Annotated in this window: 21 protein-coding genes; 7 read left to right on the top strand and 14 right to left on the bottom strand. The window is 64.3% G+C overall.

The annotated features are described in order from the left end of the window. Window positions 1-1278 (bottom strand): amidohydrolase/deacetylase family metallohydrolase, encoded by a 1278-nt coding sequence (locus N2605_RS12605; protein WP_260346747.1) that lies wholly within the window; start codon window positions 1276-1278, stop codon window positions 1-3. 160 nt (window positions 1279-1438) lie between these two features. Here N2605_RS12605 and N2605_RS12600 point away from each other — a divergent pair, with 160 nt between their 5' ends. Both N2605_RS12600 and N2605_RS12595 read left to right on the top strand, forming a co-directional pair. Then, the gene (locus N2605_RS12600; RefSeq protein WP_225114753.1) at window positions 1439-1933 is read left to right on the top strand and encodes a MarR family winged helix-turn-helix transcriptional regulator; all 495 of its coding nucleotides are present in this window, start codon (window positions 1439-1441) and stop codon (window positions 1931-1933) included. 266 nt (window positions 1934-2199) lie between these two features. After that, window positions 2200-3618 carry a cytosine permease gene (locus tag N2605_RS12595; protein WP_225149396.1) on the top strand — a complete coding sequence of 473 codons (1419 nt, stop codon included), beginning with the start codon at window positions 2200-2202 and terminating at the stop codon, window positions 3616-3618. Window positions 3619-3645: 27 nt separating this feature from the next. Here the strand turns inward: N2605_RS12595 and treZ are convergent, their stop codons facing one another. Beyond that, a complete protein-coding gene (treZ, locus tag N2605_RS12590) occupies window positions 3646-5457 on the bottom strand; it encodes a malto-oligosyltrehalose trehalohydrolase (RefSeq protein WP_260346744.1) in 1812 nt (603 codons plus the stop codon). A 189-nt stretch (window positions 5458-5646) separates the two neighbouring features. On the opposite strand from treZ, the gene N2605_RS12585 reads away from it, so the two are divergent. After that, a complete protein-coding gene (locus N2605_RS12585) occupies window positions 5647-5880 on the top strand; it encodes a DUF3606 domain-containing protein (RefSeq protein WP_036005232.1) in 234 nt (77 codons plus the stop codon). 20 nt (window positions 5881-5900) lie between these two features. Beyond that, window positions 5901-8138 carry a glycogen debranching protein GlgX gene (gene glgX, locus N2605_RS12580; protein WP_260346741.1) on the top strand — a complete coding sequence of 746 codons (2238 nt, stop codon included), beginning with the start codon at window positions 5901-5903 and terminating at the stop codon, window positions 8136-8138. Window positions 8139-8159: 21 nt separating this feature from the next. Here glgX and N2605_RS12575 read toward each other — a convergent pair whose 3' ends face one another. Continuing rightward, window positions 8160-9356, bottom strand: coding sequence for an NADH-quinone oxidoreductase subunit D (locus N2605_RS12575; RefSeq protein ID WP_036005022.1), 1197 nt, complete (start codon window positions 9354-9356; stop codon window positions 8160-8162). Between the two features lie 267 nt (window positions 9357-9623). Here N2605_RS12575 and N2605_RS12570 point away from each other — a divergent pair, with 267 nt between their 5' ends. Beyond that, window positions 9624-10628, top strand: coding sequence for a patatin-like phospholipase family protein (locus tag N2605_RS12570; protein ID WP_225187199.1), 1005 nt, complete (start codon window positions 9624-9626; stop codon window positions 10626-10628). Here N2605_RS12570 and N2605_RS12565 read toward each other — a convergent pair. The 4 genes from N2605_RS12565 to N2605_RS12550 all read right to left on the bottom strand — a co-directional run bounded on the left by N2605_RS12565 (window position 10625) and on the right by N2605_RS12550 (window position 12779). Further along, complete coding sequence (locus N2605_RS12565; protein WP_260346739.1) at window positions 10625-11521, bottom strand: SIR2 family NAD-dependent protein deacylase; 897 nt, start codon at window positions 11519-11521, stop codon at window positions 10625-10627. The genes N2605_RS12570 and N2605_RS12565 overlap by 4 nt on opposite strands. 49 nt (window positions 11522-11570) lie before the next feature. Continuing rightward, window positions 11571-12008, bottom strand: coding sequence for an NUDIX hydrolase (locus N2605_RS12560; protein WP_036034746.1), 438 nt, complete (start codon window positions 12006-12008; stop codon window positions 11571-11573). Window positions 12009-12136: 128 nt separating this feature from the next. Then, entirely contained in the window at window positions 12137-12301 is a 165-nt protein-coding gene (locus tag N2605_RS12555) for a hypothetical protein (protein WP_193760205.1), read from the bottom strand. Further along, window positions 12273-12779, bottom strand: coding sequence for a DUF2243 domain-containing protein (locus tag N2605_RS12550; protein ID WP_225114746.1), 507 nt, complete (start codon window positions 12777-12779; stop codon window positions 12273-12275). Before N2605_RS12550 ends, N2605_RS12555 begins: the two co-directional genes overlap by 29 nt. Before the next feature lie 359 nt (window positions 12780-13138). Between N2605_RS12550 and N2605_RS12545 the strand changes: the two genes are divergently transcribed. Next, the gene (locus N2605_RS12545; protein WP_036005032.1) at window positions 13139-13354 is read left to right on the top strand and encodes a hypothetical protein; all 216 of its coding nucleotides are present in this window, start codon (window positions 13139-13141) and stop codon (window positions 13352-13354) included. Window positions 13355-13596: 242 nt separating this feature from the next. Here the strand turns inward: N2605_RS12545 and N2605_RS12540 are convergent, their stop codons facing one another. Then, the gene (locus tag N2605_RS12540) at window positions 13597-13956 is read right to left on the bottom strand and encodes a hypothetical protein (protein ID WP_082641518.1); all 360 of its coding nucleotides are present in this window, start codon (window positions 13954-13956) and stop codon (window positions 13597-13599) included. Window positions 13957-13991: 35 nt separating this feature from the next. Continuing rightward, the gene (locus N2605_RS12535; protein WP_192893250.1) at window positions 13992-14165 is read right to left on the bottom strand and encodes a hypothetical protein; all 174 of its coding nucleotides are present in this window, start codon (window positions 14163-14165) and stop codon (window positions 13992-13994) included. Window positions 14166-14349: 184 nt separating this feature from the next. Here N2605_RS12535 and N2605_RS12530 point away from each other — a divergent pair, with 184 nt between their 5' ends. Beyond that, on the top strand, window positions 14350-14538 hold the full coding sequence (locus tag N2605_RS12530) for a hypothetical protein (RefSeq protein WP_036005037.1): 189 nt from the start codon (window positions 14350-14352) through the stop codon (window positions 14536-14538). Here N2605_RS12530 and N2605_RS12525 read toward each other — a convergent pair. The 5 genes from N2605_RS12525 to N2605_RS12505 all read right to left on the bottom strand — a co-directional run bounded on the left by N2605_RS12525 (window position 14535) and on the right by N2605_RS12505 (window position 18448). Beyond that, window positions 14535-15020 carry a metallophosphoesterase family protein gene (locus N2605_RS12525; RefSeq protein ID WP_260346732.1) on the bottom strand — a complete coding sequence of 162 codons (486 nt, stop codon included), beginning with the start codon at window positions 15018-15020 and terminating at the stop codon, window positions 14535-14537. The genes N2605_RS12530 and N2605_RS12525 overlap by 4 nt on opposite strands. 14 nt (window positions 15021-15034) lie before the next feature. Then, window positions 15035-15253, bottom strand: a complete 219-nt coding sequence (locus tag N2605_RS12520; RefSeq protein ID WP_057029921.1) for a DUF6894 family protein — start codon at window positions 15251-15253, stop codon at window positions 15035-15037. 123 nt (window positions 15254-15376) lie between these two features. Next, window positions 15377-17143, bottom strand: a complete 1767-nt coding sequence (locus N2605_RS12515; protein WP_260346730.1) for an SDR family oxidoreductase — start codon at window positions 17141-17143, stop codon at window positions 15377-15379. 87 nt (window positions 17144-17230) lie between these two features. Continuing rightward, window positions 17231-18148 (bottom strand): glycosyltransferase family protein, encoded by a 918-nt coding sequence (locus N2605_RS12510; RefSeq protein WP_260346728.1) that lies wholly within the window; start codon window positions 18146-18148, stop codon window positions 17231-17233. Between the two features lie 12 nt (window positions 18149-18160). Next, window positions 18161-18448: a hypothetical protein gene (locus tag N2605_RS12505; protein WP_260346726.1), complete on the bottom strand. Its 288-nt coding sequence runs from the start codon at window positions 18446-18448 to the stop codon at window positions 18161-18163. Between the last annotated feature and the right edge of the window lie 257 nt (window positions 18449-18705).

Here is an 18705-nt window from a genome sequence, read left to right as displayed (position 1 = left end):
TTATGCCGCGACGGCCTGCGGCAGGATCGGCGCGACCGCGTCGAAGCGGGTGCCGGCGCGCAGGCAGAAGGCTGGCTGCAGCAGGCGCTCGGCAATCACCTCGTTGTTCTCGTTGTCCTTGAGGACGAAGCGGCCGTTTTTCTCCGTGAGCACGGAGACGTCGGCGTCCATGCCGATCTTGAGCGCACCAATCTCGTGGCTGCGACCAAGCATTTTTGCGGGATTGGAGGTGACCATCGGCACCACCTGTTCCAGCGACAGGCCGAGCGCCATCATCGAGCTCATCGCCTGGACCAGGCTGAACTTGGCCTGACCGGCAAAGGGATGGTTCTCATCGTCCTCGTGCTGGTCGGGCGTTCCGGCCGGCGCGGGCACATGGGTGTTGTAGCCGTGGATGTCGGCGCCGAGCGTGGTCGGAATGATTCCGGCGGCGATCGCCTTCTTCGCGAGCCGATAGGAGAAATGGCTGCCGTGGCCGACGTCGACCTTGAGGCCGCGGTCGAGCGCGGCCTGGATCACCGGATGCACCTCGCCCTCGCGATTGACGAAGCCGCCGGGATGGCGCGTGAAGGGATGAGCGAGGATGTCGCCCTCGCGCAAGAGCGGGATCACGCGGGTGAGGATGGTGTCGGCGTCCTCGCCATTGGCGCCGCTCTCGGGCAGGCCCCAGAGCTGGCCGAAATGCACATAGACCGGCAGGTCGGCGCGCTTGCCGATCTCGGCCGCCATCTCGATCACGCGAATGCCCCAGCGCGCGAAGCCGCCGATCTCGGCATGGGCCTTGATGCCGCGCACGAGATCGAGATTGGCGGTTGCCGCCTTGACGGTCGCATCGATGTCGACGCCGTCGGGGCTGTAGAGCTGCGGATAGAAATGGCCCTCGAGGCCGCCGACGAGATAGGCGGAGATAAACGCATAGACGCGCGAGGCCGAGGCTTCCGCGATGAAATGGCGGAAACCCGGCAGCGTCATGCAGGACGGACCGCCCTGGTCGACCAGCGTGGTCACGCCGGACTGCACCCCGACCATGTCGGGGTTCATGCCGAAACGGCCGGAGACATATTGATAGACGTGCGCGTGGGTGTCGATCAGCCCGGGCAGCACGAGCTTGCCGCTGACATCGGCGACCTCCTTCGCGCTGGTCGGCAGAATGTCGGATGCGACCGCCGCGATCTTGCCATTGCGCATGGCGACGTCCTTGAGGCCATCGACGCCGGAGGCCGGACAGATCACGCGGCCACCCCGGAGCAGAAGATCGAAGCTGGCAGTGACGGACATGGCGCTCTCCTCTTCTTGCGAGGGGCGACGGCTTCGTCCCTCGAATTACGAAGCATGCTTCGCATTTTGACAAAAGCAAGCATCGTGCCATGATCCCGATGTGGCAGGCGCACTCGAATCGAGCTAAGCGCGGCAGGGTTTCGGCTTGGGAGTGTGTGCATTGCGGCAAGCGAAGACACGTCGCGGCGGGACGCGGCACCGCCCCTGGCCCTTGTCGGAACGGCCCGGCTATCTGATCCGCCGGCTGCACCAGATTCACGTCGCGCTGTTTCAGGAAGCCTGCGGCGAATTCGAGGTCACGCCGCTGCAATACAGCCTGCTCTCGGCGCTGGCGGTGCGAGAAACCGCCGATCAGACCACTTTGGCGGCCGATATCGCGCTCGATCGCACTACGACGACCGGTGCGTTGAAGCGTCTCGCGGCGCGCAACCTTGTCGAGCGCGCGGTGAACAAGGACGATCGGCGCGCGCGATTGTGCCGCCTGACGCCGGCCGGCGCCGCGCTGCTGGTTAAAATCGAGGGCGCGGCACGGCGAGCGCATCGCGCAACGCTCGGTGATTTGAGCCAGCGGGAACAGGCCCTCTTCATCGAGATGATGCAGCGCATCGTGGCCGGCCATCCCAGTCGCGACAGCGCCGCTGCCCTATTCGACTAGAGGCGAGTGCTGCGCTTTTGAGTTGGGCTGCTTAATTTATCATCGTACCGCTGCCCGGCCGTGCATCGATCGCCGTCAACCGGCGGCGGGTCCGGTGTGCTGCGGCAGGCCGGCGCGTCGGCATGGCCGGCGCTTAAAAACGCAGTCGCATCCGAGGCGAGCCTCGCTGCGTCCGGCATCGAAACGCGCCCGGCCCGGCCGCTCCGCAACCCATGGCACGATTTATGCTGCGATGATGCGAAGCGTGCTTCGTATTGGGGGATGTCATGACGGATTCCGAACTTCGCGCTGATATTCACAGCATCGAGCCAATTCCTGACGCGGACCGGGACTCCTCCGGGCCGCAGCAGATGTGGATCTGGGCCGGCGCCAACATCGCGCCGGTGAACTGGGCGCTCGGCGCGCTCGGCATCATCCTCAAGCTCGGCCTGATGGAGACAATCGCGGTCATCGTGCTCGGCAACATCGTGGGCTGCGCGATCTTCGCGACCTTCACGGTGATGGGACACAAGACCGGCGTCAACCAGATGGTGCTGAGCCGGTCCGCCTTCGGCGTCCGCGGCGCCTACCTGCCGAGCATCCTGATGTTCCTGATGACGCTGGGCTGGATCGGCGTGAACACCTATTTCCCGGTCAAGGTCTCGATGGGCATCCTCGGCCAGTTCGGCGTGCCCGACACCTGGCTGGTCGAGATGATCGTCATCACGCTGGTGATGGCGGTGCAGGTGATGATCGGCGTCTACGGCTTCTACGCGATCCGCACCTTCGAGAAGTACACGGTGCCGCCGACCATCGCCATCATGGTGCTGATGAGCGTGCTGGCCTGGACGCGGCCCGGCGTCGTCAACTGGAACCTGACCACCTCGCTGCCACCAGGCGCGCATCTGGCGATGCTGACGATGCTGATGACCGCAATCGGCGTCGGCTGGGGGATTTCCTGGGTCACCTGGGCCTCCGACTATTCGCGCTTCGTGCCGCGCTCCACGCCGTCGAAAGCCGTGTTCTGGTACAGCTATGTCGGCATGTTCGTGCCGACGGTCTGGCTCGGCATTCTCGGCGCGACCATTGCCTCGACGACGCTGGACACGGACCCCGCCAAGATGGTCAGCGCGGTGTTCGGCGGTCCCGTCAGCATCCTTGTCCTCCTGATGGTGTTGCACGGCCCGATCGCCACCAACATCCTCAACGTCTATTCGGCAGCGCTGGCGGCCCTGAGCGCGGGGCTGAAACTCTCGCGCTTCTGGCTCACCGTCATCGTCGGCGTCGCCGGCTATCTGGTTACCCTCTACTTCATCTTCGCGCCGTCGTTCGCGAAGGCGTTTGACCATTGGATGATCAGCCTGCTGTTGTGGATGAGCCCGTGGGCCGGCGTGGTGCTCGCCGACTTCTTCATCAAGCGCAAGGGCAAGATCGAGGTGGCCGAGCTCTATCGCTCGCCGGAGAGCAGCGCCTATGGCGACATCAACTGGGCCGGCATGATCGCGTTCTTCGCCGGCCTCGTTGCCGGATGGCTGGTGCAGGACGGCCTCGTCAGCGCGCTGCAGGGGCCGATCTCGATCTATCTGCTCGGCGGTGCCGATCTGAGCTGGTTGTTCGGAATCGGCGTGGCGGGCCTCGTCTACCTTGGGCTCGGCAAGTTCGCGACCTCGCCCACACCGGCCGTCGCGAGCCGTGCCGGCAGTTAGCCTGAGAGCGCTGAACCTCGTCTGTCGTCAGCGCGTGCGGCCAAGCCTCACGATCATGTCGCCGGGCGCAAGTGCTCCGGCGACATGACGGCGCAATCGCCACAGGCTCTCGCCGTCGACCAGCGAGGGCATCGGCAGTTCGTGGTCGGCGAAATTGGCGACGATCTGCAGAACGTCGCCCTGCTCGGTCTGCCAGCGCACATCCACGCCGCCCATGCTGGGATCCGCGCCGAGCAATTGTCGCTGCGCCGAAACGAACCCGCGTTTGATCAACGGCACGATCTTCTCTTGCCGCATCTTCAATAGCTGCGTCGTCAGCGCCCGGAACCTGGTGCCGGAAGGCGATTGCTCGATGCTGGTCCAGTCCAGCTTGGAGGCGCGGAAGGTTCTTTCGTCGCACGGGTCCGGGATTCCGGCGCGCGTTTCGGGGGTCGCGAACGCCTTGAAGTGCGAAAACTCCTTGCGGCGGCCCTCCCGTGTCAGTTCGGCGGCCTCGCCCGTCCAGTCGGCGAAGAACAGGAAGGGCGTTTCGGCTGCCGCTTCCTCGCCCATGAACAGCATTGGAATATGCGGGCTGAGCAGAACCAGTGCGAGGGCCAGCTCCAGCTTGTCCGGACCGACCAACCGCGACAGCCGCTCCCCGAAGGCGCGGTTGCCGACCTGGTCGTGGTTCTGGGCGAAGAAGATGGTCGCTTCGGGCGGCAGATGAGCGCTCGGCTCGCCGCGCGGCGCCTGGTGCAGGGGAAACACCTCGCCCTGATAGGCAAAGCCCTCGGTGAGGGATCGCGCCAAATGCTCGAGCGGCTTGTCCGCAAACGCCCGGTAATAACCTTCGTCCTCGCCCGTGAGCAGGACGTGGAGCGCATTGTGGAAATCGTCGCCCCATTGCGCATCGTAGTACGTCGCTCGTCCCTGCGAACGCGCGAGCAGGTGCGCCTGATTGGCCTCGTTCTCCAGCATCAGATGGATGCGCCGGCCCGCCAGCTGGCTGCGCAGGGTCTCGGCGAGCTCGACCAGGAAATGACGCTTCGAGTCGTCCTTCAGCGCATGGACCGCATCGAAGCGCAGGCCGTCGAATCCATAGTCCCGCAGCCACATCAGGGCATTCTCGATCAGAAACCCGCGCACGAACGCGCCGTCGGCTCCTTCGAGGTTGACGGCGGGCCCCCACCCGGTGGTGTGGCGCGGGTTGAAGAAGTTCTCCGCATAGAGATGCAGATAGTTCAGCTGCGGCCCGAAATGGTTATAGACGACGTCGAGATAGACCATGAGGTCAAGGGCATGCGCCGCGCGCAGCAGCCGCTTGAGATCCTCCGGCCGGCCATAGCGGGCATTCGGCGCGTTCAGGAGCACGCCGTCATAGCCCCAATTGTGCCGTCCGGGGACGTCGTTGAGCGGCATCAGCTCGATGGCGGTGATGCCGAGATCGCGAAGATAAGGCAGCTTCTTCTCGACGCCGGCATAGGTCCCCTCCTCGCTGAACGTGCCGACATGCAGCTCGTAGATCACGGCTTCCGCCCAGGGACGGCCCGCATAGAGCACCGGGTCCCGCAACGAGGCGGTATCGACCACCTCGCTCGGCGCGCCGACGTCGTCCGGCTGGAAGCACGAGGCGGGATCGGGCACGACGAGGTCTTGGTTGATCCTGAACTGATAGCGCGTGCCGGCGCGCGCAGTTTGGCTCAATAGCTGATACCAGCCGTCCGCATCGCGCGGCATCTTGCGTGGCGGCTGGCCGATTTCGAGCAGCTCGACCGATCGCGCCGTCGGCGCCCACAGGTTGAACGAGACCCCATGATCGACGATCTGAGGACCATGGCGCCGATTTTGCTCGGCCATTCCCAGCCTCTGATTCAAGCCCGTCCCCTTTCGCTGCATGCCCACTTCGGCATGCAATTGCGCACGTCAGGGCGACAAAGCGGAGCGGTGTGCGTTCGTTCCTGCACGGCGCCGACGCCGGACATTTGCAGCGCAACGGGAACGGAATCAGCAGCGCGACGGTTACCATCCCAGACAGGAGCCGTGGCCATGCGCCGCCCGAAGCCGCAACTGATCCGCAACAAGCTCGACCTGACCGACCGCGCCCAGGTGCGCCTCGTCAAGAAACGGCTCGGACTTTCGGACGCTGAGCTGATCGCGATCGTCGGGCGGATCGGCAACTCCATTCCGGCCATCAGCAAGGAGGCGGCTCTGCAAAAAGCCAACGCGCCGTCCAAGCCGGCCGACGTGGAGCCCACCGCCGCGACTGCGCCGACATCCTGACGGGCAACTCGGGGGCAGAGATGGACCAGCCAGCACATTCAGACGAGGCCCTGACGCGGACGGCCTCACGCCTGCGCCGCACCCGGATCACCGAAGGCAGACCTTTCCCGCTCGGCGCCACCTGGGATGGCCTCGGCGTCAATTTCGCGCTGTTCTCCGCCCACGCCAACAAGGTCGAGCTCTGCCTGTTCGACGATGCCGGCGAAACGGAACTCGAGCGCATCGAGCTGCCCGAATTTACCGACGAGGTCTGGCACGGCTATCTGCCCTCCGCCCGGCCCGGCACTGTCTACGGCTATCGCGTCCACGGCCCTTACGAACCCGACGCCGGCCACCGCTTCAACCCCAACAAGCTCGTGCTCGATCCCTACGCCAGGCAGCTGGTTGGCCAGCTCCGCTGGGGGCCGGAGCTGTTCGGCTACCAACTCGATCACGCCGACAAGGACCTGTCATTCGACGAACGCGACAGCGCGCCCTTGATGCAAAAATGCCGCGTCATCGATCCCGCCTTCACCTGGGGCGTGGCGCGCAAGCCGGAAGTGCCGTGGGAGCGCACGATCGTCTACGAGATGCACGTCAAGGGCTTCACCCAGCTGCATCCCCTGGTGCCGGAAGCCGATCGCGGCACGTTCTCGGGCCTGGCACATTCGGAAATCCCGGCTTACTTGCGCTCGCTCGGCATCACCAGCGCCGAGCTGCTACCGATCCATGCGTTCGTCGACGACAGCTATCTGGTCGAGAAAGGCCTGCGCAATTACTGGGGCTACAATTCCATCGCCTTCTTCGCTCCTGATCCGCGCTACCTGAAGGCGACGTCTGCGAACGAATTCAAGGCCATGGTCAACCAGTTTCACGCCCATGGCATCGAGGTCATTCTCGACGTCGTCTACAATCATACCGCCGAAGGCAACGAGCTCGGCCCGACCCTGTCGTTCAAGGGCATCGACAATGCCAGCTATTACCGCCTGCTGCCGGACAAGAAACGCTACTACATCAACGACACCGGCACCGGAAACACCGTCAATCTCTCGCATCAGCGTGTGCTGCAACTCGTCGCTGATTCCTTGCGCTACTGGGCGACAGAGATGCGGGTCGACGGCTTCCGTTTCGATCTCGCCACCATCCTGGCGCGCGAGCCCTATGGCTTCGATGAAGGCGGCGGCTTTCTCGACGCCTGCCGCCAAGATCCCGTGCTCTCCAGCGTCAAGCTGATCGCGGAACCCTGGGATATCGGGCCCGGTGGCTATCAGGTCGGTCAGTTTCCGCCGGGCTGGGCCGAGTGGAACGACAAGTTCAGGGACACGGTGCGCGCCTTCTGGAAGGGCGATCCGGGCACGCTGGCCGACGTCGCCAAGCGCGTTTCGGGCTCCGGCGACCTCTTCAACAAGCGCGGACGCCGGCCCTGGGCCAGCGTCAATTTCGTCACCGCGCATGACGGCTTCAACCTCAACGATCTCGTCTCCTACAACGACAAGCACAACGAGGCGAATGGCGAGGACAATCGCGACGGTCACGACAACAACCATTCCTGGAATTGCGGCGTCGAAGGGCCGACCAACGACGCCGAGATCACCGCCTTGCGCGAGCGCCAGAAGCGGAATCTGCTGGCAACGATGCTGCTGTCCCACGGTACGCCGATGCTGCTCGCGGGCGACGAGTTCGGGCACACCCAGAACGGCAATAACAATGCTTACGCCCAGGACAACGAGACCACCTGGCTCAATTGGATGGGCATCACCGCGAACGGCCGCAGCCTGCGCGAGTTCGTGCGCAAGCTGATCGCCACCCGCAAGGCGTTTCCGATCCTCTACCGCAGCCGCTTCCTGGTCGGCTCGCACAACGAGGAGCTCGACGTCAAGGACGTCACCTGGCTCTCGCCGTCCGGCGAGGAGATGACGACGGAGCAATGGCAGGACGGCAATGCGAAGTGCTTCGGCATGCTGCTCGACGGCCGCGCGCAGGAGACCGGGATCAAGCGCCGCGGCTCGGATGCGACCATGCTGCTGGTCTACAACGCGCACCACGACGTCGTGAATTTCACCCTGCCGGAGGTCACCGACGGACGCAGCTGGCTCGGCCTGATCGACACCAATCGGCCCGACGCGCCGATGGCCGAGTTCGAGTTCGGGCATGCTTACGCGGTGACCGCGCGCTCGCTCGTGGTGTTCGGCCTTGCCAACGACAGCATCGCGACGCGGCGCCTCCGCCAAGGCCTCGGCGCGCTGCTGGACATCGCCGACACGCCTCTGCCCGAGTAGGTGCGTGCCGGCCGTTCACGATCAGCGATCGACTTCGCCGAACACGATGTCCAGCGAGCCCAGGATCGCCGAGACGTCCGCCAGCAAATGCCCTTTGCAGAGGAAATCCATCGCTTGCAGATGGGCGAAGCCGGGCGACCTGATCTTGCACTTGTAGGCGGTGTTGGTCCCATCCGCGACGAGAAACACGCCGAATTCGCCCTTGGGCGCCTCGACGGCGACGTAGATTTCGCCGGGGGGAACATGGAAGCCCTCGGTGTAGAGCTTGAAGTGATGGATCAGCGCCTCCATCGACCGCTTCATCTCACCGCGCCGGGGCGGCGCGACCTTGTTGTCCTGCACGATCACCGGGCCGCCGCCGTCCGGCGACTTCAGCTTCTCGATGCACTGCTTCATGATGCGGACGGACTGCCTCATCTCCTCCATGCGAATGAGATAACGGTCGTAGCAGTCTCCGTTCTTGCCGATGGGGATGTCGAAATCCATCTCCGCATAGCAGTCGTAAGGCTGCGCCTTGCGCAAATCCCAGGCGGCGCCCGAGCCGCGCACCATCACGCCCGAAAATCCCCACGCCCAGGCCTGCTCCAGCGTCACCCTGCCGATATCCACGTTGCGCGCCCTGAAGATCCGGTTGAGCGTTAGCAAGCGGTCGAGATCATCCACGACTTTCAGAAACGGATCACACCAGGCCTCGATGTCGTCGATCAGCTTGGGCGGCAGATCCTGGTGCACGCCGCCCGGCCGGAAATAATTGGCATGCATCCGGCTGCCGGAGGCGCGCTCGTAGAACACCATGAGCTTCTCGCGCTCTTCGAAGCCCCACAGCGGCGGGGTCAAGGCGCCGACGTCCATGGCCTGGGTGGTGACGTTCAGAAGGTGCGAGAGGATGCGGCTGATCTCGTGATAGAGCACCCTGATGAGCTGGCCGCGGCGCGGCACCTCAATGCCGATCAGCCGTTCGATGGCGAGGCAGAAGGCATGTTCCTGGGTCAGCGGAGCAACGTAGTCGAGCCGGTCGAAATAGGGAATGGCCTGGAGATAGGTCTTGGCCTCGATCAGCTTTTCGGTGCCGCGGTGCAGAAGGCCGATATGCGGATCGACGCGCTCGACGACTTCGCCGTCCAGCTCGAGCACCAGCCGCAACACCCCGTGCGCGGCGGGATGTTGAGGACCGAAGTTGATGGTGAAATTTCTGAGGCTCGGAGATTGTTCTGGCATCCCGCTTCCGGTCGGAGCTGTCGCAGCCGTCACCTTAGCCGCGATCTGCAGCGACCGGCTTCACACAGGTTAATGGCTCGCCGCAAAGGGCGGCCATGCGTGCCGTTTGAGCCTTTGGAACACGGCATCAAGAGCCGCGTTCAATTGTCGACATTGGAGCTTTGAGATGAATGTCGATTGCTCGCCGCCGCTCTCGCGATCAATCTTCGCTATTGCGGGAGATACCGGTGATCGGCGCGACCACCCGACCGGCAATTGGCGCCCGTCTTGACCGACCGTGCAGCTGAGCCTGGCGGCACAGCCGAGCGTCCTCTCACCGCCATCACGTTCTCCGGCGGGCTCGGCCTCGGCGCCTATCATGGCGGTGTGTTTGAAGCCCTCAGTTCGCTTCGGCTGCCGATCGACTGGCTGACCGGTTCGTCGGCCGGGGCCATCACGGCCGCGCTGATCGCGGGGAGCCCGTGCGACGATCGGCTGCGCAATTTACGCAGCTATTGGCATGCCCCAAGCAGTCCAGCCGACGTGCCGAACGCGGGCCGCCATACTTTCGCGTGGCTGAGCTCGATCAGTACGCGCGTGCTGGGTCATTCCGGTTTCTTCCACCCCCGCCTCCCCATTCCGGCGTCTCACTACGGCGGCATCTACGATCTCGGCCCGACCCGCCAACGCCTGCAGCGCTTGATTGATTTCGGACGTCTGAATGGCGGCGATCTGCGCATCACGATCTGCGCCACCGATGTCGAGAGCGGCGATGCCGTGTTGTTCGACTCCGCATCGGAGCGGATCGAAATGGACCATATCCTGGCCAGCTGCGGCTTTCTCCCCGAATTCGCTCCGGTGCAGATCGCCGGCCGCTGGCTCGTCGACGGCGGGTTCTCGCTGAACGCGCCGTTCGATCCGATCCTGGAGACTGCAGGCCCGCTCCGCCTCTATGTGATCGATCTGTTTCCGCGCGACGGCAAAGTCCCCGATGGGCTCGAGGCCGCCTCCGAGCGCAAGAGCGACCTGACCTTCGGCAACCAGACCTTCCAGCGCCTCGGCTACGCTCTGGAGGCCCGTCAGCTCCGCGCCGAGCTTCAGGACCTCCACTACAAGGACGAGGTCTATCTCCTGAGCTACCGGCCGGGCCGCGAGGAGGCCGGGCCGGAAAAATCCTTTGATCTGTCGGAGACGGCCATGGCGCAGCGCTGGCGGGCCGGCTTTCTGGATATGCAATATGCCGCAAGCCTCACTCTAGCCCCGAACGAGATCTGCAGCGTGCGGCGGCCCTAGCGATGTCTCTCGGTGTCGGGACCCGAGCTGGGCGCTGTCCTGCCGTCAAGCCGCTCGCGAATGTCGTGCAGCAGCCGCCTGAGACCGTCATCGGCAGCCATACCCTCGGGCGGGGCGATGGTGGTGATGCCCCAGTTGGCGAGCACCGCCTCCTGCACCGGATTGCGCTGCGCGACGAATACGAAGGATCGCGGCCGGTCCTGGCTGTGCCCGGACTCGTCCCAGATCTGCCAGATCCGGTGCAGCAGCAGCCGGATGTTCGGATCGGACATGCTGTATCCGACGAAGAGCAGCGTGCTTCCCAGCGCATCGGCGCGAAAGCGGATATCGAGCGGGGAATTGAAGGCGAGCCGGTTGAGAAAATCGGTCTCGGTCAGAACCAGCGAAGCATCGTCATCGAAGTCGCCGTGGAATTTGATGATGTGGGTGACGCCGGCGCGAGCGCTCGCGATCTCCTTCGCGTTGCTGATCTTCGCAAAGGGCTTGTTCAGCACGTCGAACGCGGTTTCGAGGTTGCGGTCGTAATTGGTGGTGTAGATGACCGGAAAATCCAGCTCGACGATCATCCGGTGCAGCTCTGAAGCGGCGATCTTCTCGGGGTCGACACGCCAATTGCGGTCGAGCCAGCTGCGCAGCGGGCCGATCCCGCCGCGCTTGATCCGATAATATTCCGCGAGCATCTGATAGCCGCCATGCATTCCATCGATGACGTTGCGATCGAGGCCGAGATCGTCAAGGAGATGATCGATCAGGGACTGCCAGGACGGCAGGCCGACGGCCATCGAGACACCGGCGCCCACGAACAGGACGGCGCGGCGTCGCTCGATCGCCGCTGCCAGGATGTCGTGAGGCGGCCGCTCCTCCGATATGAGCCCCGTGGTTTGTTGGTCCATCAACCTTGAATGATTGGGCGCGCGACGCGTTCCTAATCCCGACGACCCCTCACCGGCCGAGCGGCGAGGATGTCTCGCGCGCCGTCTGCGCCGCGAACCGGGCGATCAGGCGCCGGAGCTGCGCCTTATGCACCAGGCGCGCCGCCGTCTTCGGCGAGACCCAGATCGCCTCCCGCTCGCCCTTCTCGGGCCACCAGCGCTCCCGCCCGTGCACCTTCATGGGGAAGACGGCAACGTTCATGGTCCGCTTGCGATCACCTTTTCGCTTGCGGTGCTTGAAGCTGCCCAGTGCGCGCGTGGCCACGACACCGACCAGGCCCGCCTCCTCATAGGCTTCGAACGCAGCCGTCAGGTGCGGCTCCTTGTTGCGCATCGGCGATCCCTTTGGGACGCTCCACCTGCGCTTGCGCCTGGTCGTGATCAGCATCACCCTCAGCTCGGACTTGTCCAACCGAAACGGCAGAGCGGCAAATTGCTTCTTTCCCATCAGGCGCCTCCAACTCGCGTCTGATAAGCGAGCGCCGCAGCCATGGTTCCTGTTTTGCGAAGTGGCGCCTCGCGTGTGGGCGCTGGAATTTCTAGGAAGCCTGAACTCCACCATGGTCACCTCCGCGCTCAGACCGGCGAAAAACAGCGCAACTGCAAGAGATCGTCGACGGAGAGGCCAAACAGCACTGGCCGAAACGCTGGTGCCGTCGCGAGCACGAGCAGCAGCAGAAAGATCACGTAGACCAGAGCCGGCGGCGTGTTTCTAACGACCCTGTAGACTGCCTTTCGCATGCACTCCCTCCTGCGCCCCCACGCGTGCCATGGCAACGCCCATTCCGATCATCGCAGCTCCCCACAGCAGGAAGCCGATATCCCAGAAAATGCGCTGGCCGTCGGGCACGGTCTCGTTCACCTGATGCAATCTCAGGATCTGGTGATCGACCACGCCTTCAGCGAGATTGAAGATGCCCCACCCGATCAGGATCGTCCCGAAACACTGCGAGCCGGACCACCGCGGCGCGCTTCGGCGTGTCCGCTGCCACATCAGGAAAAGCCCGGCGAGCACGAGGACGTAGGCGGCACTGTGAAAGATGCCGTCCCAGGTCGTATTGAGGGTGATGTTCTCGATGGAATTGAGGGGATACCAACCGCTTAACATATGATGCCATTGCAGCAGCTGATGAAAGACGATGCCGTCGAAGAATGCGCCGAGGCCAAGTCCGAGAAGGACGCATGCGGACGTCGGGAAATTGCTTTGTCTGTCTTCCATGTGGTGAACTCGTGCGCGGCTCGGCACTTCCGATACGGAATCAAGCCATGCCACACGCGCACGTTCCTATGGCGATCAGCATCTCACTGGGATCGAGCTTGCGATCAATCGTGCCAATTCATCGAGACTAACATGCGTTAAGACGAGCCAGACATTCGTCGGCACGCGTGCGCGATTGGTTATCGGCTTCATTCCCGATAGGAACGTTCGGTATCAACGCTGCGTCTGTCGCTCACATTTTGGAGATGCACATGCCGAGAAGATCGTTCTTGCTTGCTTTGAGTGGCCTCGGATTGTCGACCCTGAGTCACCTCAGGGAAATCGCATAGTGCGTAGCGACGGAAGCCAGAGAGGCGATCATGGCATACGCCCTGTTCAAGGACGGAGAGAAGATGAGCCGCACGTTTCCGACCAAGGAGGAAGCGCTGGAGAAAGCCGATGAGGCGGGGTTGGTCGAGCATGCCGAGGGCGAGGCGGTGCTCGAGGACGAGTTGAAGATCAGGCCTTGCCCGGCCGACCCCGAGCCTTGCGATGATGCGGACCTGGACTGGACGCCGGTCAAGCCGGCGTCCTGATCAGGGGCAGCGCAATCGCATATGACTTGTGGCGGCGGTCTGCGCGCACGCCTCGTCCTTCGAGACGGCGCTGACGCGCCTTCTCAGGATGAGGCTAATCGGTGTCAGTGCCCGTTGAAACTGCTGCCGCGCACTCCGACCTCATCCTGAGGAGCCCGCCTCAAGCGGGCGTCTCGAAGGATGGCCGCAGGGAAAATCTCAACTGCGATAGCCCTGCTGATCAAGAGGTCAGCATCATGGGCTCAGCATCCCCTGCAGATGCCTTTGATCTTTCGATCCGCCTCGGAATCGCGGGAGGTCTCCGAACGAATCTGGTCGTCGCCCTGCAGCGAGGGTCCGGGCGTGACGGTCCCATCGATGCGTCCGATGTTGGTGCCGCCTGCAGGATTGCCGGGTCGGCCGACGGTCGTCGATCCCCGTGGGCCGGAGCCGCCGCTCGATTGCGCTGTCCCGGCCGAGTTGGTCCCGGGCGCCGACGACGTGCTCCCGGCCGCCCCGCCACCGGCGCTCCCTCCCCCGCCGCCGCCACCTCCCTGCCCGAATGCCGCTCCGGCGGAGGCGGTCGCCAGCACGGCGAGCAGCACCAGACCTGTCCTGCTCATCGACTGTCTCTTGGTGCATCTGTTGAGGTCGAGCATCATCGATCCTGCTGGTAGCCCTGGTTGGTCGTGTTCTGCTTGATGTTGCCGTGGCGGCCCTGGGTATCGAAATTCTCGCGGCCCGGCTCCCGTTCTGTCGGCTCGACGGCCGGATCGGAACCGGGTCCCTTGTTGCTCCGCTGTTCTTCGGGGACTGGAGGCATCTTTGACATGTGCTGCTCCTGTGTCGATGGTTCGCAATGTCGAAATAGAACAATGAGTTGTCGCAGGGGTCGTTCCTGCGCCCGTCGCCGCAGCGCGAGACAGGGAACACCGCGCTGCGTCCCGGGTTGATCAGAGGGTGCTGCCGCAGCCCATCCTGCGAGCTCGACAGGGAAACTCTCGACGGGGAAACACATGCCAAAGGCGACTGAACCTGAAACCGATCCGCGAGAGACACCGCTCGACGATCCGCGCCGGAAGACCGATATGCCGACGCACCGGCAGACGGATAAGCCTTGGCAAGGCAATCCCGAGAAGGAACAGATCGATCCGGAACGGCCGCCGCTGGATCTGGAGCGGTGGCAGAAATCGAAGACGCACTAGCAGCGGAGGCCTGCTGGCGTGTCGAGATCGTGAATGACCGGCCGCAGCGGCCCGCCGGAGTGCAGTTCCATCGTTGCCAGCGTAATCGGCAGCTTGAAGCGGCGCTTCCCTGCGCTGCCTGGATTCAGATAGAGCACGCCGTTGACGGTTTCCATCCGCGCGCGGTGGGAATGCCCTGAGACCACGACATCGATCCCGAGCTCGGCAGGATCGATCGTCAGCTCGTTGAGGTCGTGCAGGACGTGGAAGCTGCGGCCGCCGAGGCGCAGCGTTTGTGTTTCGGGAAAGCGTTCAGCCCACGTGCCCCGGTCGACATTTCCCCTGATCGCGGTGACGGGTGCGATGCGGCAAAGCCCGTCCATCACCGCCTGGGCGCCGATGTCGCCGGCGTGGATGATGTGCGAGACGCCGGCGAGGCAGCGCTTCGCCTCGGGCCTCAGCAGTCCATGCGTGTCGGCGATCACCCCAATCATGAACGTCATGTCAGATCACGGCTTCAGTGCACTACATCCAGCGGCATCCGGCCGATTTCCTCACCATCCTCGTTCGTGACGAGGATCGAGAAGTGGCGGCCCTTAAGCTCGGGACGCTCCTCGAGCAGGCGCCGCGCAATCTCTTCGGCGACATCCAGAGCCTTGATGTCGTCCGGCAAATCGGCACCTCCCTCGTCGGCTACGGTTTCAGAATCCACCAAATCAAAATGATAGCGCGGCAACGTCTGGTCCTCGGGTGTTCCCGCAGGAACGCGCGGTCTCAGGGCTTCGTTCCGGCGCCGGAGCCATCTGCGGTCCGGCGGGCGGGCATCGCCGTCGGTCCTCGGCGCGAGATTGCCGCGGACTCACGCGCGGCGCCGCCGCGTCCTCGCGCGGGGTCTGGAACGGCCCGCCCTCGATGCCGCGAATGCCAGGCCGGCAGCGATCCCGAGCACCACGAGCCCCTTGCTGAGCACAGCGGCCGGCGGAACCTGCTTCCGCACCAGCCAGCCGCCGTCGACGGACGTGCCCTGCGGACCCGCTTCGAGCAAGGTCCCTTCGTTCCTTGCTGCTGGACGCGCGCGCGACAGCAGCCAGCGGAATGCGGCTCCGATGACATTCTCGGTGATCTCAGGAGCAACCGCATAGGCCAGTTGCCCGGCGCGCGCCGGCCACCCCACGGCCATCTCGTCACGAGGCGCGCGGACGAGGCGCAGGAGGGTCTGGGCTACATCTTCGGATTGATAAAGCAGCGGACCAGGATCGAGCCTTCGTCCGGAGACGTTGGCGCCGTGGACGAAGCCCGGCGTATCGACCATGGACGGAAAAACGCCACAGACGTGAATGCCGGGATGAGCCCGGAGCTCCTGACGCAAGCTTGCGGTGAAGCCGCGAAGGCCGAACTTGCTGGCGGTATAGGCTGCGGCAAAGGGCGTCGGCGCCCAGCCGCCAAGCGAAATGTTGTTGATCAGGACACCGCGGTTCTGGCGAAGGAAGATCGGAAGCACCGCGAACGCGCCATGCATGGTGCCGAGCAGATTGACCTCGATGGTCCGGCGATGAAGCGCGATGTCTGCATCCTGATAGGCCCCGAACACGCCCGTGCCGGCGTTGTTGATCCAGACGTCGATGCCGCCGAAGGCCTCATCCGCCTCACCGGCCAGACGCTGCACCGCCTCCGCGTCAGTGACGTCGGTCGGCACGGCCAGGGCCCGGCCTCCGAGCGCCTCACAATCCGCAGCAAGCCGCATCAAGACCTCGCCGCGGCGTGCGGCGAGGACCACGCTTGCGCCCTCGCGGGCAAAGGCCAGCGCCGCGGCGCGGCCGATTCCACTGGAGGCGCCGGTGATGACGACGCGCGTGCCGACCATCTGCCCGTGCTCGCGTCCCGAGACGTCCGCGGGAAGCAGCCAGCGCAGGGATCGCCGCAGGCGTGCCGTTCCCTGTGTTTCGAACCAGTCGCCATGCGCAAAGATCACCCGCTCCGGAGCCAGCTTCACGAGCCGCTCGCCCGCAGCCCGCGCCGAACGGCCGCCGAGGCGGAGCAGCAGCCGCAGATAGACCGGGGCCTTCCCGTCCGGCTTGGCAATGCCGAGCAGGCTCGCCGCGGCTGTATTCGAGGCGCTGAGGTGGTGGGGATCGAGGTTCTGCACGATATCCGTCAGAACCAGCGTCCGGCTCCGCCTGTCGAACAGCTCGACCTCCGAGAACATCGGAGCATTCACCGACACCGTTTCGAGGTCGGCGGCCCATTCCTCCGGCGTCGTGTCTCCAAGCTCGCGATCGACGCGGAGGCCGGCCGCCCGCACCTGCCTGCGCGCCGCAAGGCCGCGCGCAGCAAAGATCGCGGCCTGCGGCAGCTGCCTTTGCCATTCTGGCAGGAACATCCAATGCGCAATATTCGGCGCCAGCAGGTATCTGATCGTGCCCAGCCGCTCCAGCTCTTGGCGCAAAGCCGGCGAATATCTCACCGGCGAATGCAGCACGAGGTCGCCGTTCGACAGGCGGATGACAGTCATCCGCACGGGCAGTTGCAGGCCGGCGGCGTTGATCGGCTTGTCGTTCACGATCCAGATATCGTCGGTCACCTGCGACAGGCTGGCAGTCGACACACCGGCGTCGGAACTTTGCATGAGCGTCTTTCCATTGCGAGGGCGTTGCACCAAAGCGCGTGGGCGGCGCTCGTTCCTCATCAATGTCTTGGAAAGAACGTCTGGAAATCACATCGCCGCGGTCGTTGGACCTCCTTCGAGCCGCACCCGTAGCGCGTTGCGGGCGTCGGCGATGACATCGACCCAATCGCCCGGCCGTGTTTGATGAAACAGCCGCAGGCTCGGGTACCAGAACGAACGCGCACCGGATTGGGGCCAGCGCCAGTCGCAATCGGCATGCAGCAAGACCCAGGCCTCGCATCCCAGCGCGCCCGCAAGGTGTGCCACCATGGTGTCGACACATACGACGAGATCGAGCTGCCGCAGGCGATGGCCGAGAGCGACGATATCAGGCGTGCTGATGTCCCGTGCCCCGATCGTCGCGAGCTCTTCGGTGCTCGTCCCGCGCTGAAGCGAATGGAGCGTCACGCCGGATCCAGCGAGATTGCGCAGCAAGACGGCCGGAACCTCCCGCCGCTTGTCCCACTCACCGACTTTCCAGACCAGGCCGACGGCCAGACTTTGCAGCCGAAGCGGTTGTACGGCAACAGGAGGGAGCGTCAGGTAGGGAACGCGCATCTCGACCTCATCGCGGCGCGCTCTGATAGCGTGCGGCACCTCCATGATCTCGATGTCGACCTCGAAAGCGCTCTCGGGCGCACCATCATGCAGCGGGATGGCGCGATCGACGCCCGCTGCGCCCTCGACCATCGGCAGCAGCTCGGGTTGACACCACAGGGTGACGCTGCGCGCAATCGCGCGAAGCGGCTTCATGAAGCGCAGGAACTGGATGGTGTCGCCGAGTCCGTGATAGCAGCGCACCAGCACGTGCTTATCCCTCAGCTCCTCGCCGCGCCAGATCCGCTGGAGGTGACGCGGGCCAGTGTGCTTCGGCGGATGCGCGATCTCCAGCAAATCACCATCGCTGATGGTCCAGGCGCGTGCGAAATCGCCCGCCCTGATTGCTTCCGCCCAGCCGCCCGCCATGTCGCGCGGTCGCTAATGTCGCACGAACTTGTGGAATCGACTGAGCTTGCCGTCCTTGGTTCGATCCTGATGCAGGAACGCAATGCCGGATTCATCGAACTTCTCGAAGAACGCATCCCAGCTGATCCGATCCAGCGCTTCGTCCGGCGGATCAAAATCAATGCGCAGGATTCCGGCGTGGCCGTCCTCCTCCGTCGCTTTCACTGTCGCCGGCTTCCCGCCGCGTTCTTCGGCCCATTTCTGGATGACGTTGTGATCGGTGGTCTCGTGGGCTTCGCTGTTCTGTGCCTTGGATGTCATGTCACACCTCGTTCACTAGGCGGGCGATGAACGCCGCACCGCATCGAACCATTGGCCGACAAACGCGGGCCGGAGTGATTGGTTCTTCGCGGCAGATACGAAACGGTCCGCGTGAGGCGAGCATCATCTTCTTCATCTTCATCATGAAAGTCGTTCGTTCCGAGCTGGCGGTACGGGACTTTATCCCATGTTAAGCGCGTCGCATTTTGTCGCGATGAATCGGCCCACGGCGTGCCGCTCGCATCTCCTTCCCAGGA

It is taken from the genome of Bradyrhizobium yuanmingense (assembly GCF_025200905.1).
Taxonomy (GTDB): domain Bacteria; phylum Pseudomonadota; class Alphaproteobacteria; order Rhizobiales; family Xanthobacteraceae; genus Bradyrhizobium; species Bradyrhizobium yuanmingense.
This window is presented reverse-complemented; position numbering and strand designations above follow the sequence as displayed.

What these genes read in the sequence shown, in the direction of transcription:
- N2605_RS12545 (WP_036005032.1), top strand. Translation starts at nt 13,139, where the DNA reads ATGGCATACGCCCTGTTCAAGGACGGAGAGAAGATGAGCCGCACGTTT.
- N2605_RS12555 (WP_193760205.1), bottom strand. Translation starts at nt 12,301, where the DNA reads ATGCGAAAGGCAGTCTACAGGGTCGTTAGAAACACGCCGCCGGCTCTG.
- N2605_RS12515 (WP_260346730.1), bottom strand. Translation starts at nt 17,143, where the DNA reads ATGCAAAGTTCCGACGCCGGTGTGTCGACTGCCAGCCTGTCGCAGGTG.
- N2605_RS12530 (WP_036005037.1), top strand. Translation starts at nt 14,350, where the DNA reads ATGCCAAAGGCGACTGAACCTGAAACCGATCCGCGAGAGACACCGCTC.
- treZ (WP_260346744.1), bottom strand. Translation starts at nt 5,457, where the DNA reads ATGGCCGAGCAAAATCGGCGCCATGGTCCTCAGATCGTCGATCATGGG.
- N2605_RS12595 (WP_225149396.1), top strand. Translation starts at nt 2,200, where the DNA reads ATGACGGATTCCGAACTTCGCGCTGATATTCACAGCATCGAGCCAATT.
- N2605_RS12565 (WP_260346739.1), bottom strand. Translation starts at nt 11,521, where the DNA reads ATGGACCAACAAACCACGGGGCTCATATCGGAGGAGCGGCCGCCTCAC.
- N2605_RS12505 (WP_260346726.1), bottom strand. Translation starts at nt 18,448, where the DNA reads ATGACATCCAAGGCACAGAACAGCGAAGCCCACGAGACCACCGATCAC.
- N2605_RS12510 (WP_260346728.1), bottom strand. Translation starts at nt 18,148, where the DNA reads ATGGCGGGCGGCTGGGCGGAAGCAATCAGGGCGGGCGATTTCGCACGC.
- N2605_RS12560 (WP_036034746.1), bottom strand. Translation starts at nt 12,008, where the DNA reads ATGGGAAAGAAGCAATTTGCCGCTCTGCCGTTTCGGTTGGACAAGTCC.
- N2605_RS12540 (WP_082641518.1), bottom strand. Translation starts at nt 13,956, where the DNA reads ATGAGCAGGACAGGTCTGGTGCTGCTCGCCGTGCTGGCGACCGCCTCC.
- N2605_RS12575 (WP_036005022.1), bottom strand. Translation starts at nt 9,356, where the DNA reads ATGCCAGAACAATCTCCGAGCCTCAGAAATTTCACCATCAACTTCGGT.
- glgX (WP_260346741.1), top strand. Translation starts at nt 5,901, where the DNA reads ATGGACCAGCCAGCACATTCAGACGAGGCCCTGACGCGGACGGCCTCA.
- N2605_RS12550 (WP_225114746.1), bottom strand. Translation starts at nt 12,779, where the DNA reads ATGGAAGACAGACAAAGCAATTTCCCGACGTCCGCATGCGTCCTTCTC.
- N2605_RS12535 (WP_192893250.1), bottom strand. Translation starts at nt 14,165, where the DNA reads ATGTCAAAGATGCCTCCAGTCCCCGAAGAACAGCGGAGCAACAAGGGA.
- N2605_RS12605 (WP_260346747.1), bottom strand. Translation starts at nt 1,278, where the DNA reads ATGTCCGTCACTGCCAGCTTCGATCTTCTGCTCCGGGGTGGCCGCGTG.
- N2605_RS12525 (WP_260346732.1), bottom strand. Translation starts at nt 15,020, where the DNA reads ATGACGTTCATGATTGGGGTGATCGCCGACACGCATGGACTGCTGAGG.
- N2605_RS12585 (WP_036005232.1), top strand. Translation starts at nt 5,647, where the DNA reads ATGCGCCGCCCGAAGCCGCAACTGATCCGCAACAAGCTCGACCTGACC.